Origin of the sequence: Myxococcus sp. CA039A, from assembly GCF_013336645.1 — a bacterium.
Lineage (GTDB): Bacteria > Myxococcota > Myxococcia > Myxococcales > Myxococcaceae > Myxococcus > Myxococcus llanfairpwllgwyngyllgogerychwyrndrobwllllantysiliogogogochensis.
In genome coordinates this window covers 1-17,757 of the sequence record NZ_JABUMQ010000243.1, presented here as the reverse complement: position 1 = coordinate 17,757, position 17,757 = coordinate 1, and the positions used below count along the sequence as shown (strand labels likewise).

Here is a 17,757-nt window from a genome sequence, read left to right as displayed (position 1 = left end):
GTCCGGGGGAGGATGGTGGGGGCATAGGCATCCACCTCCAGCAACTCCAGCCGCTCGCGGCCCTGCGCCCAGAAGCCCTCCAGGTTCGTCAGCCCATGCTCCAGACACCACGCGCCCAGTCTGCGTCCGAGCGCGAGGGGCAGGGACTCCGCGTCGGGAATCGCGAAGCGGGCCTCCGCGAGCCGCGTGGGCGTCACCACCCAGAAGTCATCGCGAGGCCACTTCTCCAGCAGCACGGCCATGCGTCCCTTGAGCACAACGCGCAGGCCCTTCTCGCGATCTCTCGCCTCGGTGTCGACCTTCACGTGCTTGAGCGACAGGTGGGGTGGCAGTTGGTAGCTGGCCACCCGCGAGGGGTGGTCCTTCTCGAAGCGCTCCATGACTGCGAGCGCCAGGTCATCCTTCATCGACGACAGGCTGGGACCCACGCGGTGAATCCTGGGCCAGAAGGCGGGGACCCACGCCTCGACGAGACGGCCGCCCAGGGGCGCGACGACCAGGGGGAGCTTGAGTTCCATGGTCAGTCCTCCTCCGCTTCGCCGAACACGCGCCAGTTCATCCAGGGCTCCAACAAGGCATCCAACTCCAGACCTCCGCCGCCGTAGCGCAAGCGGGTTCCGGTGCGCATGTCCTCCACCGAGCCGCCCGAGGTGTCCGTCGAGCCCGGCCGGATTCGCCGGGCCTCGGTCTTCGGCAGCAGTGTCTCGAGCTTCGACCAGTCCGGCAGCACGTCCCGGCTGCGAGGGTGTGGGGTGAAGAGCACGCGCACCAGCGACGCCTGACTGCCCTCCACGAAGCGGTGAACGCCGTGCTCGGCGGAGAGCAGCAACGGGCGCGTCTCGCCGGAGATCTGCAGGGCGTACGCGAGGGGCGTGGGCTTGAGCTCCAGCAGCTCATCCACCTTGGGGTAGACCCAGTCCGGCGGAGGCGGATGGCGTGGTGGCTTCTCCCCGTCCGGTGGCTTGGGCGTCCAGAGCAGCGCGCGCTGGAAGCCCAGGGAGTAGCGGTTGCACCAGCGCTCATAGGCTTTCGCCAGGAAGCACAGCTGCGGCCATGCACCACGGCCGGGCACCAGTATCAGGGTGGAGCCCCGCGAGTACTGGTAGAGGCTGGCGTACAGCCGCTCACGCAGGGGATGGAACGTCGAGCGCAGCGTGGAGACGTCGCGCGCGAGCGACTCCGCCTGCCCCACCGCGCGCGACAGGTGCGCCTCGAAGAGCAGGTCCTCGATGGCCTCCGTCTGCTGCGAGCATTCGCGGAAGGCCTTGTCCAGCTCGCGGGCGTCTCCGGACTTCCTCGCGGACTCCTCCGCCAGCGCGCGCTCCTCCCAGTACGAGGCCTGTCGGGACACCTTGTCGAAGACCGCCAGCTCCCGCCGCAGCGCGAGCATGGGCGGCGAGCGGCTCCAGCGCTGCACCTCCGCGCGCAGCGTGGCGGCGTCCTCCAGCACCTGCTCGATGGCCTGCCGTCCCACGCCCTCCGCCGCGCCACCCACGGCCTCCGCGCGTAGCGTGAGCCCGTCGCCGCCGGCCTCCGCGTGCAGGCGCACAGGCCCCGTCTTCGGATGCGCCGCGAGCCACGCCGCCACCGGCACCACCAGCTCCCGCTCCAGCGCGCGCTTCAGGGGCCGCGCGCCATAACGCGGGTCGAAGCCGCGCGCCGACAACCAGTCCAGCGCCGACTCGGAGACGACGAGGCTGGCGTCATGGCGCGACAGGCCGGAGCGCTGGCGGATGGCGTCCACCTCGCGCACCACCAGCCGGCGCAGCAGCTCCTCGGAGAGCGGCGAGAAGACGACGGTGTCGTCCAGGCGGTTGAACAGCTCCGGGCGGAAGAAGCGCTGCACCTCCGCCAGGTAGTGCGTGCGCAGCGCGGCGACGTCGGGCGCGCCGCCCAGCGAGTCGAAGCCCACGCGCGCGCGCCACGTGTCCGCGCCCAGGTTGCTGGTGAGCACGAGGACGGCGTTGCGGAAGTCGGTGAAGCGGCCCGACGCGTCGGTGAGGCGCCCCTCGCCCAGCACGCCCAGGAGCGCGTCGTGGACGGCGGGGTGGGCCTTCTCGATTTCATCCAGCAGCACCACGCAGAAGGGCTGGCGGCGCACGGCGGCGGAGAGGTAGCCCGGCGTCGCGCCGTCGCCCAGCAGGCGCAGCAGGGCGTCCGGCCCCGCGTACTCGCCCATGTCCAGGCGCACCATGCGCTCACGCGAGCCGAAGAGCAGCTCCGCCAGGGCCTTGGACAGCTCCGTCTTGCCCACGCCGGTGGGGCCCACGAAGAGCAGCACGCCCAGGGGCCTGCGCGTGTCCGCGAGCCCCGCCTTGAGCACGGACACCACGGAGGAGACGCGCTCCACCGCCGCCTGCTGCCCCAACACTCGCGTGGTGAGGAACTCGCGGACCTGGGCGGGCTCCAGCGGCATGTCGTCGCGCAAGAGCGCCTCGGGGATGCCGGACTCGGAGGCGAACTGGCGCACGGCGTCCAGCCGGATGACCCGAGGCTGGGCCGCGTGGGCGCACGTGGCGATCAACCGGCGGAGGAAGGCCACCGCGTTGCCCACCTGCGCGCCATACGGCAGGAAGCGCCGACACAGGAAGCGACTCTCCTCCAGCGCCTCGGGCAGCACCTCCAGGGGCGTGGCGCTCGGAGTGTCCTGGGCCACGCGCGCCAGGATGTTGGCGAGTGCCTCCGGTGTCGGCTCCTCCACCCGGACGACGGAGAAGAGGCGGGCGAAGCTGGCGTTGCGCCGCTCCACCTGGGCCCAGGCCTCGGGGGTGGCCTCGGCCACCACGGACACCTCGCGGGTGACGAGCAGCGGCAACAGGAGCTGGGCCACGTTCTGGTCGCTGTGCGCGCTCTTGCCCGCGTCGAGCAGGTCGATGGCGTGTCCCAGCGAGAGGATGGCGCGGGAATCGTTCGCCTCGCGGAAGGACTTGAGCACCTGCTGCTGCCAGTCACCCCACATGCCCTCGCCCGCGATGAGGCGACTGCCGTCGACGAAGAAGAAGGGCCGGGCCTTCTCGGCGGGAGTGGCGGTGGAGGACTGGAGCGCCTCGGCGACCGCATGGAGGACCGCGGACTTGCCCACGCCCGAGGGGCCCACCAGCACCACGGCCTCCGCGTCCTTCGCGGCCAGCCGGGCTCGCAGCAGCGTCACCAGGGCGTCCTGCTCATAGGCGGGGTCGAGCTGCCCTTCCGTCGCCAGCCGATGCCAGGGCACCGCGATGCGGTCCAGCGTGGGCGTGGGCGGCGGCTTCTCCGGCTTCGCTCCCGGCTCCCGACGACGGGAGCGCTTGCGGGGCTCCCACGTGTCCTCGTCGAGCGCGTCCTCGTCGTCCCCATCGATGCTCACCGACAGGCCCGACTCTCGCGGCTCCTCGGGCTCCGCGTCCGGTGGACGGGGCGGCGGGCGGATATCCAGGTGGAGCTGACGGGGCGTGAGGGCCGACAGGCGCGTCGGCGTGGCCTCCACCTCCACGTCCAGCAGGGCCTCTCCACCATCCGCGCGCAGGGCCAGGAGCCGCGCGTCGGGGAGTCCTTCCAACTGTTCACGCAATCGCTCGGCGGCATCCTCGGGCACCTTCTTGCCCTGGAACCACAGGTGCGTCTCCAGCCGGGGCGCGTGCAGCCCGAGATAGGACTGATGCGTGGGCGCGACAGCGGCGGCGAAGGTGAGGGGCGCGAGGGTGTTCTCCTCGTTTCCCCAGACAGGAATCGCGTCCAGCTCCAGCGTGTGCAGCGTGCCCCCGGTCGCGGCGATGAACTCCGGCACGCGACGCGGATGGATGCGGGTGAGCTGGTCATCCAGCGCGAGCGCCAGCTCCTCGGTGGCCTTCTCCACGGTGTCCGCGTGCACCGCGAGATGAGGCAGGGACAGGGGTGTGAGCGTCACTCGACCGCTGGCGTGACGCTGCACCCAGCATTGGAAGCGAAAGTTCATGGAGTGTGCTCAGGCTAACATGGGGCGGCGCAGGGACGATGCGAGCTCTGGGGGACTGACGCGGCCGGTCGCGCATGATGGCCTCCACGCGCTGGACAGGCCGTGAGGTTCGGCGGGAGTCTGTCGTCATCGAGAGGTGCGAGTGATGGAAGACGCGTGTCCTCTGTTGGTCGAGTCCATTCGAAGCGCCGTTGTCGGTGAGGACCGGATGCTCGATGGACCCTACGGTCCCCGCCGGCTCACGTACGCGGACCATGCCGCGTCCGGGCGCTCGCTCGCCTTTATCGAGGACTTCATCCGGGAGCACGTCCTCCCGCTCTACGCCAACACGCATTCGGAGACGTCGGGCACGGGCGCTCAGACGACGCGCTATCGCGAGGACGCGCGCGACCTCATCCACCGCGCCGTGGGAGGAGGGCCCGACGACATCGTCCTCTTCTGCGGCTCCGGCGCGACGGCCGCCATCTGCAAGCTCATCGACATCCTCAACCTGCGCCTCCCCGCGGACCTGGATGCGCGCTTCGATTTGAGCTCGCGCATTCCCCGCGCCGAGCGTCCCGTCGTCTTCGTGGGTCCCTACGAGCACCACAGCAACGACCTGCCGTGGCGTGAGTCCATCGCGGAGGTCGTCACCATCGACGAAGACGCCGACGGGCGCATCGACCTGGCCCACCTGGAGCGCGAGCTGGCACGCCACCAGGACCGGCCGCTGCGCATCGGCAGCTTCTCCGCGGCGAGCAACGTCACCGGCATCCTCAGCGACCAGGAGGGAATCGGCGCGCTCCTGCGCCGTCACGGAGCGCTGTGCTTCTGGGACTTCGCCGCTGCGGGGCCCTATGTCCGCGTCGAGATGAACGGGCGGGGCGATGACACCGTCGGCCCGCGCGTGCGGAAGGACGCCGCGTTCCTGTCGCCGCACAAGTTCATCGGTGGGCCGGGGACGACGGGAGTGCTGGTCGTGAAGCGCCAGTTGCTCGGCAATCGCATCCCCACCGTGCCCGGGGGCGGGACTGTTTCGTACGTGAGCGGCAGCGAGCACGTCTATCAGCGAGACCTCGTGCACCGCGAGGAAGGGGGTACTCCCGCCATCGTCGACTCCATTCGCGCGGGACTGGTGTTCCAGCTCCGGGAGGCAGTGGGCGTGGAGACCATCGACGCGCTCGAACAGGACTTCGTCCGGCGGGCCCTCGCACGCTGGGGGGCGAATCCCGCCCTGCGCATCCTCGGCAACCCGGCGCTCCGGCGGCTGCCCATCGTGAGCTTCCTGGTTCGACACGGGGACGCCTATCTGCACCACAACTTCGTGGTGGCCCTGCTCAATGACTTGTTCGGCATCCAGGCGCGCGGAGGGTGCTCGTGCGCGGGGCCCTACGGCCACCGGCTGCTGGCCATCGACTCCGTCACCAGCCACCGCTTCCAGGACGTCATCCTGCAAGGCACCGACGGTGTGAAGCCCGGCTGGGTGCGGCTGGGCTTCAACTACTTCCTCTCCGAGACGACGTTCGGCTTCCTGCTGGACGCCGTGGACTTCATCGCCCGAGAGGGGTGGAAACTCTTGCCACACTACGCGCTCGAGCCTTCCACCGGACAGTGGCGCCACCGGGCGCACCAGCGGCGGCTGGGGCGACTGGGTGACGTCTCCTATGCGAGCGGCCGGTGCGTCTTCCCGCCCCCCGGGCCGACCGTGCCGGAGGCGGAGCTGGGGGACTACGTCGCGCGGGCCCAGGCCATCGTCGAGCAGGCGCTCCAGGACTTCGGGAGCCGGACACAGGCGGATGCTTCGCTCGCGCCCGACGCGGAGCGCCTGCGCTGGTTCCCGCTGCCCGGGGAGGTGCTGGAGATGCTCAAGCGCGAGCGCGTCGGCACGACCTCGGAGGCCCCCTTCCGACTCCAGGGGGCCCCTTGAGCCGCCTCAGGGATTGAGCTTCCAGGGCACCGTCACGGCGGGCTGGAAGCAGTGCACGTTGGCGTAGAGGCCCGCGCCCAGCTCCTGCACCACGCCCGCGCCATAGCCCTTCGTCTGGCACCACCTGCTGACCTCCAGCTTGGAGTCGGTGGAGCTGAAGCTGCCCGCGTTGGAGGCGGGCCCGAGCTGGTCCTTCGCGACGTCCTGGATGAGCCCGGCGTTGAAGCAGCCCACCCACGGGCGCGAGGTCATCTCGAAAATCTGACCCGTGCTCCATCCCAGGCTGTTGCACCAGCGGTGCACGGCGGCCGAGCAGTCGAAGCTCTGCGCGACGCGCTCGTCCACGCAGCCGGCGTGCTTGCGCGCCAGCTCCTCGAAGGTGACGCCCAGGCTCTCGTGCTGGATGGGCGCGCACGCCACCGTCACGTCCGTCGTCGTGGCTCCCGCCAGCGCGCCCAGCAGCGAGATGGGCGGACGGTTTCCGATGAGCTGCTGAATCGTCTCGAGGACGTTGGTGCTGGTGGCCAGGGCGTCATGGGCGCCGCGCTGAGCGCAGACCCGGTGCATGGACGAGGCACAGGCCAGCGTGCCCAGGGCCGCGTAGCTGTTGCAGGCCGGCTGCTGCTGGCTCATGCCGAACTGTCCCGCCGTGGGAGTCTCCTGGAGGGCCTCGTCGCGGCAGTCCGCGCCATACGACGTCATGCAGATGGAGCGGGCCGAGCGCGCATGGGTGAAGAAGCGCACCTCATCGATGGCGCCCCGGAAGGAGCCCTCGCCATTGGCGGGACAGGTCTGCGTGTCCAGCGTGTTGCCAGCGCCGATGGACAGCGCGCCGGTGCCCAGGCGGAACGTCCCCGTGGCCACGGGCAGTGAGCGCCCCGTGGGCACGCCATTGAGGTACTCGCCAAAGGCGCCGGTGACGCCGTCCCAGGTGTAGGCCAGGTGGGTCCACGCGCCCACGGGCAGCGCGGGGCTGCGGCCCAGGCGCACGCGCGCGCCGTTGATGACGAAGGACATCTGCACCGTGTTGTCGGACTCGTAGATGAGGTCCAGTGCTCCGCCCTTCTGGAAGAGGTAGCGGTAGGGGTTCCCCGTGGTGCAGCCCTGGTGGATGTTCGCGTCCGGGCGCACGGCGAGCTGCACGGTGAAGCCCCGCACGAAGCCGCCCACGCCGGGCACGGTGGACGTCGCGTCCGTCAGGTTCATCGCGAGCGCTCCGCCACCCGGGACGACCAGCGCCTTGCCCTTGCCGTGCGGTTCCCACAGGGAGCCGGACGTCGGCTGGGTCACCGCGTTGCCGGCGGAGATGGACGCCGTGCCCACGAGAGTGCCCGTGAAGAAGCGCCCGGACAGGTCCGGCGTGCGCGTCAGGTCATACGCGCCCGCGCGCGTCACCAGCTCGTTCATGGGCAGGTAGAGCACGTGGAAGGGGTCCACCAGCTCACCGATGTCCACCTCGTTGTAGTCCGCCGTGTTGCTGCCGAAGAGGGCGAGCACATCGTGGGTCTTGGTGACGGGCAGGTAGTGGTTCTCGTTGCTCGAGCCCGGTGGGAAGTTCTGTTCTGGCGCGCGCTCCTGCTCCAGGTTCCACATGGGCCCGGAATAGAAGAGGTGCGCGATGTCGCTGCGGTCCGTGTTGATGGCACCGTCGATGTGGTACGCCGTCCAGCCCGTGTCCGCGCCAATGAGGCTCACGGCTTCGCGGCGCGCGCCGTCCGTGTAGACGACGCCCGTGTACGTGACGTTGCGCCCCTCGTGGTCCACCCAGGCGTAGGCGGCCCGGATGAGCGGGCCAGAGGTCGTCTCACCAAAGAGCTCCCCGGTGGAGGCCTTCAGCTTCTGCCATGCCAGCGGGTAGCGCTTCACGCCCGCGGTGGGGTCGCTGTACATCATCGACAGCGGGCGCGGATTGCTCCAGCCCGTGGCCGCGCAGGGCGTGGGGTTGTACGCATACATCAGGTGGTCGATGCCACCGTCATTGGCGGGACCGCCCTGATAGATGAGCAGGCGTCCGTCGGAGGTCATCGTCGGTTCGATGCCGCGGATGCTCGCGCCGGTGACGGTGGTCAGATAGTCCAGGTTGCCGGTGGTGAAGGATGAGATGTCCGCCTGTGGCGTGAAGGGCTGGGACACCCGGAGGTCCACCGGACGGCGACGGAAGCGGTTGGGCCCGTTGAACATCTGCGAGTCGAACAGGAACGGCTGGTACACCGCGAGCCCTCCCGACAGGACATAGGGCTGGGCCGGGTTGGTGAAGCAGAACGCCAGCGCGTTCTCTCCGTTCCTCACCTGCGTGCTGAGTCCTGGAGAGAAGGCCGTGGAGAAGCTCGGCTTGCCCTGGGCGTCGTACGTCACCGCTTCAGGCCGGAACACTCGCGCCAGCCACGTCGTCGTCGTCGTCGCGTGGTCCTCGCGGATGTTGCCCACGAAGACTCGCCCGTCGATGGTGGATGAATGTCCGTTCGCTCCGAACGGCGTCCCGATGCGTGTGTTCACCAGGGAGGGGCGCTCCGCGGCCAGGGCTCCTGGAGCGGCCATCAGCACCGCGAGCAGTGACGCGAGTCGTGGAACCCACAGCGGACAGCGACGAGTGCGCATGAATGCCTCCAGACTTGGAGTTCGGATTATGCTTGAATTGCGGGCTGAGATACTCATTGCGCCAGGTCGGCCGGGTGCATGGCATTCCGTGGACGGAGGACGTCGCTCACGACGCTGGAAAGGGAAGGAGTCGGTGGGTTCGTCATGAGGGGGGGCGCGTTGACAAGCCCGGAGGTGCCGGGCATCGTGGTGGCACTTCATGACCCGCCTGACGACCCACGCTTGTTGCTGCTGTCACGCACCAGCGGTGGGCGCCTGTCGACCCGTGGCCTGAAAAGCCTGGGTTGAGCTGGTTCGAAGAGCCCACCATCCGCGAGGAGGTGGGCTTTCGGCTTTCTGGCTCCGGAGTCCACCGTCCATCGCGCTCCTCTCGCTTTCGAGGTCCCGCATGGCAGGTCCCACACCTCATCGGTTCTCCTTCCTCGCTGGTGCGTTGACGTGGCTGCTCACCCCGCTGGCGGCGGCGCAGACACCTGTGCCGGAAGCACCTCCCGCCGCGCCGTCGTCGCCCCCCGCAACGCCGTCACCGACGCCCGGTGGAGTCGCCGTCAAGGCGACGTCCGAGGGCATCTCCGTCTCGTCCCCCGACAAGGCGGTCATGTTGAAGCTGCGCGGCTACATCCAGCTCGATGGCCGCTTCTTCGAGAGCAAGGCGGACCGGCCGGGCTCCACCACGTTGCTCATCCGGCGAGCGCGACCGTTGCTGGAGGGGACGCTCTTCAATCTGTTCGACTTCCGGCTGCTGACGGACTTCGCGGCCAACGCGCCGCCACTCTGGGATGCCTATCTGGAGTACCGACCTCGCAAGGAGGTGCGCGTGCGGGTGGGCAAGTTCCGCCCCCCGGTGGGACTCGAGCGCAACCAGTCCGGCATCAACACCCTCTTCGTCGAGCGCGCGCTGCCCACGGACCTGGTGCCCAACCGGGACGTGGGGGTGATGGTGCACGGTGACTTGTATGACGGCACGCTGAACTACGCGGTGGGGGCCTTCAACGGCACGGCGGACGGCGCCAGCGCGGACACCAACCTGGACGACAGCTTCGACCTGGCGGCGCGCCTGTTCGCGCATCCGTTCCGGGCCACGAAGCTCAAGCAGCTCTCCGGCCTGGGACTGGGCATCGCCGCGTCGCGCGGCCTGCAGTTCGGCTCCGCCTCCACCACGGGCGAGGCACCCCTGCGCACCATGGGGCAGCAGACGTTCTTCATCTTCCGGACGGGCACGGGTGCGGGCGAGACGGTGATTGCCCATGGCGAGCACCTGCGACTGTCGCCCCAGGGCTACCTCTACGTGGGGCCCGTGGGCGCGCTGGCCGAATACGTGTCGTCCACGCAGGAGGTCAACCTGGGACAGCAGCACGCGCGCCTGCGCTTCGAGTCGTGGCAGGCCAGCGCGTCGTACGTCGTCTTCGGCGGCAAGGCGGCCTACGACGGCGTCAAGCCCACGGACCCGGTGGGCGCGGAGGCCGGCGGCTGGGGCGCGGTGGAGCTGGGCGCGCGCTACGCGGCGCTCGACGTGGACCCCGACGCCTTCCCCATCTACGCGGACCCCACGCGTTCGGCGCGCAAGGCGCGAGGGTGGGGCGCCGTCGCGAACTGGTACCTCAACGGCAACGTCCGCGTGGCCACCTCGTATGACCACACGAGCTTCGAAGGGGGCGCCGTGGACGGCGACCGCATCCCCGAAGACGTCGTCATGTCCCGCTTCCAGGTGAGCTGGTGAAAGGTCCCTCTATGCGCTTCTCTCTCCGGCTGTCCCTGCTCGTCGTGCTCGCCCTCACCGGATGCTCGAAGTCCGCAGGCGAGTCCTCCGCTCCGAGCTCCGTCACGCTGCTCAACGTCTCGTATGACCCCACGCGGGAGCTGTACGCGGACGTCAACGCCGCCTTCGCGAAGCATTGGGAGGCGACGCACGGGCAGAAGGTCTCCATCAAGCAATCGCATGGCGGCTCCGGCAAGCAGGCGCGGGCCGTCATCGATGGGCTCGACGCGGACGTCGTCACGCTGGCGCTCGCGTACGACGTGGACATGCTCCACGACAAGGCGTCGCTCATCCCCGACGGTTGGCAGGTGCGGCTCGCGCACAACAGCGCGCCATACACGTCCACCATCGTCTTCGTGGTGCGCAAGGGCAACCCCAAGGGCATCCGCGACTGGGACGACCTGATTCGCGAGGGGGTCTCCGTCATCACCCCCAATCCGAAGACCTCCGGGGGCGCGCGGTGGAACTACCTGGCGGCCTGGGGCCATGCCCTGCGAAAGCCCGGAGGCACGGAGGAGTCAGCGCGCGCCTTCGTGGGCGCGCTGTTCCGCAACGTGCCGGTGCTGGACTCGGGAGCTCGGGGCGCCACCACGACGTTCGCGGAGCGAGGCCTGGGGGACGTGCTCATCGCCTGGGAGAACGAGGCCTTCCTCTTGACGGACGAAGTGGGCAAGGAGCGCTTCGAAATCATCGTCCCGTCGGTGAGCATCCTCGCCGAGCCTCCCGTCGCCCTGGTGGACCGCAACGTGGACAAACGCGGCACCCGCGTGGTGGCGGAGGCGTATCTCCAGTTCCTGTATTCGGAGGAGGGACAGCGACTGGCGGCGAAGCACCACTACCGTCCTCGCTCGGAGGCGGTGGCGCTGAAGCACGGCGCCCGGTTCCCCAAGGTGACGCTGTTCACCATCGACGAGGTGTTCGGGGGCTGGCGCAAGGCGCAGGCCGCGCACTTCGACGACGGTGGCGTCTTCGACCGCATCTATGTCCCCCAGGCGCGCTGAGCCATGGCACCGCGCTCTCGCCGCCATGTCCTGCCTGGCTTCAGACTGTCGCTGGGGTTGACCTGGGCCTATGTCGGGTTGCTCGTCCTCATTCCGCTGTCCAGCCTCTTCCTCAAGACGTTCTCCCTGACATGGCCGCAGTTCTGGGAGACGGTGACGGCGCCTCGGGCGCTGGCGGCGTACAAGCTCAGCTTCAGCGCGTCGCTGGCGGCGGCGCTGGCCAACGTCGTCTTCGGGCTCCTGGTGGCCTGGGTGCTCGTGCGCTATCGCTTTCCGGGCCGCTCGCTGGTGGAGTCGCTGGTGGACCTGCCCTTCGCGCTTCCCACCGCGGTGGCGGGGCTGACGCTCACCACGCTGTTCTCCTCGAAGGGCTGGTACGGGCAGTACCTGGAGGCGTGGGGCCTCAAGGTGGCCTACACCTCCGTGGGCGTGGCCGTGGCGCTGACCTTCATTGGCCTGCCCTTCGTGGTGCGCACGGTGCAGCCCGTGCTGGAGGACATCGATGTGGACGTGGAGGAGGCCGCGGCCACGCTGGGGGCCACGCCGTGGCAGACCTTCACGCGCGTGTTGTTCCCGGCCATCGTCCCCGCGCTGCTCAGCGGCTTCACCCTGGCCTTCGCGCGGGCGCTGGGGGAGTACGGCTCCGTCGTCTTCATCTCCGGCAACATGCCGCTGCGCACGGAGATTGTTCCGCTGCTCATCGTCACCAAGCTGGAGCAGTACGACTACGCGGGGGCCACGGCCATCGCCGTCGTCATGTTGCTGGCGTCGTTCCTCCTGCTGCTCGCCGTCAACCTGCTCCAGCGCTGGAGCCATCGCCGGCTGGAAGCCCGGTCCGGAGCGTGACGGACATGTTCGCTCCCTCGATACACCTGCCGCGTCGCAAGACGCGGACCCTGGAAGGGTCCCCATGGGTCCGGTGGACGCTCGTCACCGTGGCGTTGGGGTTCCTGGCCGTCTTCCTGGTCGTCCCTCTGGTCGCCGTCTTCTCGTTCGCGTTCCAGAAGGGCTGGGAGGCCTACCTCGCGGCAATCACGGAGCCGGAGGCGCGCTCCGCCATCCTCCTGACGCTGACGGCGGCGGTCATCGCGGTGCCGCTCAACCTCGTCTTCGGCCTGGCGGCGGCGTGGCTCCTGGCGCGCTTCCGCTTCCGGGGACGCGCGCTGCTGCTGACGCTCATCGACCTGCCCTTCAGCGTGTCGCCCGTCATCGCCGGACTCATCTTCGTACTGCTCTTCGGGCGGCAGGGCTGGCTGGGGCCGTTGCTGTTCGAGCACGACATCCACGTCATCTTCGCCGTGCCGGGAATCGTCCTCGCCACGGTGTTCATCACCTTGCCCTTCGTCGTGCGGGAGGTGCTGCCGGTGATGCAGACGCAGGGCAGTGACGAGGAGGAGGCGGCGCTGACGCTGGGCGCGAGCGGCTGGCGCACCTTCCTGCGCGTCACGCTGCCGAAGGTGAAGTGGGGCGTGCTCTACGGCGTCATCCTCTGCAACGCGCGGGCGATGGGCGAGTTCGGGGCCGTCTCGGTGGTCTCCGGGCACGTGCGCGGTGTCACCACGACGCTGCCGCTGCACGCGGAGATTCTCTACAACGAATACGATTTCGCGGGGGCCTTCGCCGTGGCGTCGTTGCTCACGCTGCTCGCGCTCGTGACGCTGGTGCTGAAGAAGTACGTGGAGTGGAGGAGTGAGGCGTCATGAGCATCATCGTCAAGCAGCTCACCCGGCGGTTCTCTCCGGGCGGAAGTCCCGCCGTCTCGGACGTCTCGTTCCAGGCGCCCGCGGGCGCCATCACCTCCCTGCTGGGGCCGTCCGGCGCGGGAAAGTCCACGCTCCTTCGCCTCATCTGTGGGCTGGAGGTCCCCGACGTCGGTCGCGTCCTCATCGACGGGCTGGACTGTACGGCGCTGCCCGTGCAGAAGCGCAACGTGGGCGTCGTCTTCCAGAGCTACGCCCTGTTCCGGCACATGACGGTGCGCGAGAACATCGCCTTCGGACTCAACGTGCGGCGGCTTCCCCGAGACGAGGTGGAGGCGCGCGTGGACGAGATGCTGCGCCTGGTCCAGCTCGAGGCGCTGGGCTCGCGCCATCCGGGGCAGCTTTCCGGCGGACAGCGCCAGCGGGTCGCCTTCGCGCGAGCGCTGGCCATCCGTCCCCGGGTGTTGCTGCTGGACGAGCCCTTCGGCGCGCTCGATACGCGGGTGCGCGAGGAGCTGCGCGAGTGGCTCCATGAGTTGCACGAGCGCACGGGGCTGACGACGCTGCTGGTGACGCATGACCAGCAGGAGGCGCTGGAAATCTCGCAGCACGTGGTGGTGATGAGCGAGGGGCGCGTGGCGCAGGCGGGCTCACCGGAGGACATCTACGACCGGCCCGCGTCACCCTTCGTCGCGTCGTTCATCGGCGGGGCGAGTGTCCTTCGTGGCCACGTCCTGGAGGGCAGGGCGGCGCTGGGGTCGCTCGCGCTGTCCGTACCCGCCGCCGCGCGGGAGGGCGAGGCGGTGCACGCCTTCGTACGGCCTCACGACATCAAGCTGGCCCGTTCCGTTTCGGTGGCGGGAGCAGGGGAGCGCACGCCCTTCATGGGCCGGGTGGAGCGCTTCAAGCCCGTGGGCGGCTTCGTCAAGGTGCTGTTGCGCATGCCCTCCGGGGACGAGGTCACCGTCCAGGTGCCTCGCTCGGAGTTCGAGGCGCTCGGCGTCGTCGAGGGGGACGCGGTGCGCGCCGATGTGCTCACCGCGTCCGTCTTCGTGGGGGACTACGCCATCTGACGGACGCGCCTTCAGTGCGCTTCGATGACGGACGGCGCATGAGGGCTGTGCGCCGCCAGCGCTTCGGGAATCACCACCGGCTCGTGGGGCGCGACCTTCCAGGGAGGCAGCGCCTCACCCCGGCGCTGGGCGCGGATGCAGCGCCACAGCTCGTTCGCGTACGGCAGCACGATGGTGGCGCCGATGCCGAGCAGGATGTTGCGCAGGTAGCCCGCGGGGAGCCGCTGCTTCTTGAGTGCGAAGCGCCACCGTCCCTTGCGACCACCGATGCCCCAGATGGCCAGGAACTGGTCCCAGTGCAGGCAGACGATGGAGGACACGGCCATGAAGGGCAGCACCTCCAGGAAGCTGTGCGTGTGCTGCTCGCGGGGCTCCACGTCCCGCTGGTGGTTGATGGCATAGGCCACGTCCGCGAAGGCCGTCGCCTCGTGCGCCAGCGAGTGTCCCAGCATGACGGAGAGGGTGAGCGGGTTGATCTCCATCAACAGCCCCATCATCACCGGTACGCCCACCTCGGTCATCATCAGGCAGTGGATGAGTGACTCGCCCGCGCCACTGGTGTGTTCGATATCCGTGCGCTTGTGCCACACCCAGTCCACCACGCCCGGCACCAGCCACGCCGGCAGCATGAAGTAGAGCAGCACCCGCCGCGTCGCCGACTCCACGTCCGTGGCTCCGGAGGGGATGCGCAGCCGGGGCCTGTGGAGGTAGCCGCGCGCGGCCCGGACCAGCTTGAACCGCCAGCTCCGATGCCCCCAGGGCGTGGTGACTTCACGGAACATTGCCGCCGCGCTGCTCATGACTTCCCCCACTCCCGCATCTCTCGGGTGCCACTGGATGGATGTGTCAGAAGCTAGGCATTGCCCCCACTCACACCACCGAGCATCGGCCGGACAGGAGGGCGCCAGCAGGCCACGACGAACCTGCAAGGAAGTTGGAAATGCTGTTATTTCTCGAAATGGAGGTCTCACCCATTCCGGGAGGTACGCATGGCAGGACGGACCGAGACGTGGCTGGTGGCGGCGGGGCTGGTGCTGGGCGGCTGTGGAAGTGAGGTGGCGGTGGAGCCCGAGCCGGTGCCGCTGGCGAGCCAGGCGCAGAAGGAGCAGGCGTACGACCCGGGGGCGGGTTGGAACCTGGTGTGGCAGGACGACTTCGGCGGCACGGGTTTGAACGCGGCGAACTGGAACGTGCTGACGAGCAACCACGACCCCGTCACGAACAACTGCAACTTCGGCACGGGGGAGCTGGAGTTCCCCCGCGCGCAGAACGTCACGGTGAGCGGGGGCAAGCTCATCCTCACCGCCGAGCGGACGACGGATGGGCCGTATGACTCGCGCTGCGCGGGGTATGGGCCGCGCTCGTTCTATTCGGGGCGCATCCACACCAAGGGCAAGGTGGAGCGGCGCTACGGCAAGCTCGTCGCCAGCATCAAGGTGCCGTCCGGGTACGGCATGTGGCCGGCGTTCTGGACGCTGGGGGCGAACATCTCCAACGTCGGCTGGCCGGCGAGCGGCGAAATCGACATCCTGGAGTGGCACTCCAACGAGCCGTCGTGGATGAAGGTCGCCACGCACTCGTCCAACGGTGTGCAGCACTGGGGCTCGGGAGCCAACCGGGGCTACAGCCTGGCGGATGCCTTCCACATCTACGAGGTGGAGTGGGCCGCGGACCGGATGGTGTTCAAGCTGGACAATCAGGTCCGGGCGAACGCGGACTTCTTCCACAATGACCCGGCGTTCCAGCAGAGCCACTACATCCTGCTGAACCTGGCCCTGGGTGGGAACTGGTACAACAACACCTCGCCCGCCGCCGTCGACCTGCCGCTGGGGCAGCGCAAGACGATGGAGGTGGAGTGGGTGCGCTGGTACCAGGCGGGCAGCTCCAGTGGCGTCTCGCTGGCCAATCCGGGCTTCGAGGCGGACATGAGTGGCTGGTCGACCTGGAGCCCCAACGGCACCGAGGCGGCGGACTTCAGCGAGACGTACAATGGCGGCCACTCGGGCAGTTACCACCTGTCGCACTGGACCAACGCGACGCCCTTCGAGGTGTGGACCTTTCAGGCCGTGTCGGGGCTGGCGTCGGGCAACTACAAGGTCCGTGCGTGGGTTCGCAAGGGGGGCTCGTTCGAGCTGGCGCGCATCCAGGCGAAGACGTGCGGCTCCTGCGCACCGGCCTTCACGGAGCTGGGGACGTATGGCGCGTGGACGCTGGTGGAGTCTCCCGCCATCTCCGTCACCGGCGGCTACCTGGAGCTGGGGTTCCACACCCGGGCGACCACGGGCAACGGCGCCAACTTCATCCACATGGATGACGTGGAGCTGGTGCGCCTGTAGCCAATGACTGAGGGGTGGAGCGCGAGTCCGGCTCCACCCCTAAGTGCTACTGTGTGACGAAAGTATCAGACAGGTGAAGAGGTCCCCGTTGGGCTGATGCGGGGCAGGGGTGCGGCGTCCTGGGCCAGCGAGAGGACGCGGTCCCATGCCGTACCGGGTTCCGGGCACCCTCATCCAAGTACCGGGCGATGTTCCGAAAGACCCGCCTCGGTTTCCGGGATGGGTTTCCTTTTCCAGACTTATTCATGCTTAGTTTGAATAATTTGACTTCCGTGCGAGGCGCTCGCCTCACTGGAGTGTTCGCACGGTGCTGGGGAGGGAACCGATGAGACGTGAAGAGAAGATGTCGCGTGGCCCGGCGGCCTGGGCGTGTCTGTTGTTGTTGTGCGGGCCGTGGGCCCTGGGCTGTACGGAGCCTGTTTCACGGGAGCCTTCCTCGCCCGAAGTAGGGACGGTGAAGGCCGCCGAGGGGCTTCCGAGAAATCAAACCGTCTCGGCGGGTCGGCTCCACTCGCTGGTGCTGCGGCCGGATGGAACGGCGTGGAGCTGGGGCGCGAATACGTTCGGACAACTGGGAGATGGCACCACGCGGACCCATGGAACGCCCGTGCGGGTCTGGGGGCTGTCGTCGGTGAGCATCGTCTCCGCGGGAGACCTGCACTCGCTGGCGCTGAAGGCGGACGGCACGGTGTGGGCCTGGGGGAACAACGAGCGGGGACAGCTGGGGCTTGGTGACACCGCGATGCGCCTGTCGCCTGTGCGCGTCCCCGGGCTCACGGACGTGGTGCGGATTGTCGCGGGCTTCTCGCACTCGCTGGCGCTGAAGGCGGACGGCACGGTGTGGGCCTGGGGCAACAATGCGACCGGCCAGCTCGGTGACGGCACCACCACGCAGCGGCTTCTTCCCGTAGCTGTTCCCGGCCTGCTGGGCGTGTCCGAAATTGGCGCGGGCAACTCACACTCGCTGGCGCTCAAGGCGGACGGCACGGCGTGGACGTGGGGTGCGAACGCGGATGGGCAACTCGGTGACGGTGGCGTCACGCAGCGAGTCGTCCCGGGCCAGGTGCCGGGCCTGACGACGGTGGTGGCCATCGTGGGCGGCGGCTCGCACTCGATGGCGTTGAAGGTCGATGGAACGGTGTGGGCTTGGGGGCAGAACGCCTTCGGCCAGCTCGGCGATGGGACGACGACGGGGCGCCCCGCTCCCGTGCAGGCGCTGGGGATGTCGAACGTGACGGCGGTGGCGGGTGGGGGACAGCACTCGCTGGTGCTGAAGTCGGACGGCACGGTGTGGGGCTGGGGCGGCAATGCACGCGGTCAGTTGGGCGATGGCACGACGACGCAGCGTCCCTCTCCCGTGCCCGTGCAAGTCACCACGGGCGTGCTGGGCGTCGCGGCGGGCGGAGGACAGCACTCGGTCGCGATGAGGGCCGGGGGCGAGGTCTGGTCC

General features: G+C 69.1%; 11 protein-coding genes and 1 pseudogene. 8 read left to right on the top strand and 4 right to left on the bottom strand.

Annotated features, from left to right (window positions below):
- Positions 1-518: pseudogene (locus HR086_RS32525) on the bottom strand (ATP-dependent Clp protease ATP-binding subunit); the annotation flags it as partial.
- A gap of 2 nt (positions 519-520) precedes the next feature.
- Positions 521-3,934, bottom strand: a complete 3,414-nt coding sequence (locus HR086_RS32520) for an AAA family ATPase (RefSeq protein ID WP_141646102.1) — start codon at positions 3,932-3,934, stop codon at positions 521-523.
- A 208-nt stretch (positions 3,935-4,142) separates the two neighbouring features.
- Here HR086_RS32520 and HR086_RS32515 point away from each other — a divergent pair, with 208 nt between their 5' ends.
- Entirely contained in the window at positions 4,143-5,840 is a 1,698-nt protein-coding gene (locus HR086_RS32515) for an aminotransferase class V-fold PLP-dependent enzyme (RefSeq protein WP_254626561.1), read from the top strand.
- 6 nt (positions 5,841-5,846) lie between these two features.
- Here HR086_RS32515 and HR086_RS32510 read toward each other — a convergent pair whose 3' ends face one another.
- The gene (locus tag HR086_RS32510) at positions 5,847-8,438 is read right to left on the bottom strand and encodes a LamG domain-containing protein (protein ID WP_174467577.1); all 2,592 of its coding nucleotides are present in this window, start codon (positions 8,436-8,438) and stop codon (positions 5,847-5,849) included.
- Between the two features lie 388 nt (positions 8,439-8,826).
- Here HR086_RS32510 and HR086_RS32505 point away from each other — a divergent pair, with 388 nt between their 5' ends.
- Genes HR086_RS32505 through HR086_RS32485 form a run of 5 tightly spaced genes read left to right on the top strand, consistent with a single transcriptional unit; the run spans position 8,827 to position 13,971 of the window.
- Positions 8,827-10,158 (top strand): OprO/OprP family phosphate-selective porin, encoded by a 1,332-nt coding sequence (locus tag HR086_RS32505; protein ID WP_174467576.1) that lies wholly within the window; start codon positions 8,827-8,829, stop codon positions 10,156-10,158.
- Positions 10,159-10,169: 11 nt separating this feature from the next.
- On the top strand, positions 10,170-11,198 hold the full coding sequence (locus tag HR086_RS32500) for a sulfate ABC transporter substrate-binding protein (RefSeq protein WP_174463765.1): 1,029 nt from the start codon (positions 10,170-10,172) through the stop codon (positions 11,196-11,198).
- 3 nt (positions 11,199-11,201) lie between these two features.
- Positions 11,202-12,044, top strand: coding sequence for a sulfate ABC transporter permease subunit CysT (gene cysT, locus HR086_RS32495; RefSeq protein ID WP_174458812.1), 843 nt, complete (start codon positions 11,202-11,204; stop codon positions 12,042-12,044).
- A 5-nt stretch (positions 12,045-12,049) separates the two neighbouring features.
- A complete protein-coding gene (cysW, locus tag HR086_RS32490; RefSeq protein WP_174458811.1) occupies positions 12,050-12,901 on the top strand; it encodes a sulfate ABC transporter permease subunit CysW in 852 nt (283 codons plus the stop codon).
- Positions 12,898-13,971, top strand: a complete 1,074-nt coding sequence (locus tag HR086_RS32485) for a sulfate/molybdate ABC transporter ATP-binding protein (RefSeq protein ID WP_174463764.1) — start codon at positions 12,898-12,900, stop codon at positions 13,969-13,971. Before cysW ends, HR086_RS32485 begins: the two co-directional genes overlap by 4 nt.
- Before the next feature lie 11 nt (positions 13,972-13,982).
- On the opposite strand, the gene HR086_RS32480 is transcribed toward HR086_RS32485, so the two are convergent.
- A complete protein-coding gene (locus tag HR086_RS32480; RefSeq protein ID WP_174463763.1) occupies positions 13,983-14,771 on the bottom strand; it encodes a hypothetical protein in 789 nt (262 codons plus the stop codon).
- 189 nt (positions 14,772-14,960) lie between these two features.
- Between HR086_RS32480 and HR086_RS32475 the strand changes: the two genes are divergently transcribed.
- Positions 14,961-16,307 (top strand): family 16 glycosylhydrolase, encoded by a 1,347-nt coding sequence (locus HR086_RS32475; RefSeq protein WP_174458808.1) that lies wholly within the window; start codon positions 14,961-14,963, stop codon positions 16,305-16,307.
- A gap of 325 nt (positions 16,308-16,632) precedes the next feature.
- A partial coding sequence (locus HR086_RS32470) for an RCC1 domain-containing protein (protein ID WP_373564386.1) occupies positions 16,633-17,757 on the top strand: 1,125 nt, incomplete at its 3' end.

Coding starts and splice junctions, on each gene's coding strand:
- HR086_RS32520 (WP_141646102.1), bottom strand. CDS start 3,934: ATGAACTTTCGCTTCCAATGCTGGGTGCAGCGTCACGCCAGCGGTCGA.
- HR086_RS32515 (WP_254626561.1), top strand. CDS start 4,143: ATGCTCGATGGACCCTACGGTCCCCGCCGGCTCACGTACGCGGACCAT.
- HR086_RS32510 (WP_174467577.1), bottom strand. CDS start 8,438: ATGCGCACTCGTCGCTGTCCGCTGTGGGTTCCACGACTCGCGTCACTG.
- HR086_RS32505 (WP_174467576.1), top strand. CDS start 8,827: ATGGCAGGTCCCACACCTCATCGGTTCTCCTTCCTCGCTGGTGCGTTG.
- HR086_RS32500 (WP_174463765.1), top strand. CDS start 10,170: ATGCGCTTCTCTCTCCGGCTGTCCCTGCTCGTCGTGCTCGCCCTCACC.
- cysT (WP_174458812.1), top strand. CDS start 11,202: ATGGCACCGCGCTCTCGCCGCCATGTCCTGCCTGGCTTCAGACTGTCG.
- cysW (WP_174458811.1), top strand. CDS start 12,050: ATGTTCGCTCCCTCGATACACCTGCCGCGTCGCAAGACGCGGACCCTG.
- HR086_RS32485 (WP_174463764.1), top strand. CDS start 12,898: ATGAGCATCATCGTCAAGCAGCTCACCCGGCGGTTCTCTCCGGGCGGA.
- HR086_RS32480 (WP_174463763.1), bottom strand. CDS start 14,771: ATGAGCAGCGCGGCGGCAATGTTCCGTGAAGTCACCACGCCCTGGGGG.
- HR086_RS32475 (WP_174458808.1), top strand. CDS start 14,961: ATGGCAGGACGGACCGAGACGTGGCTGGTGGCGGCGGGGCTGGTGCTG.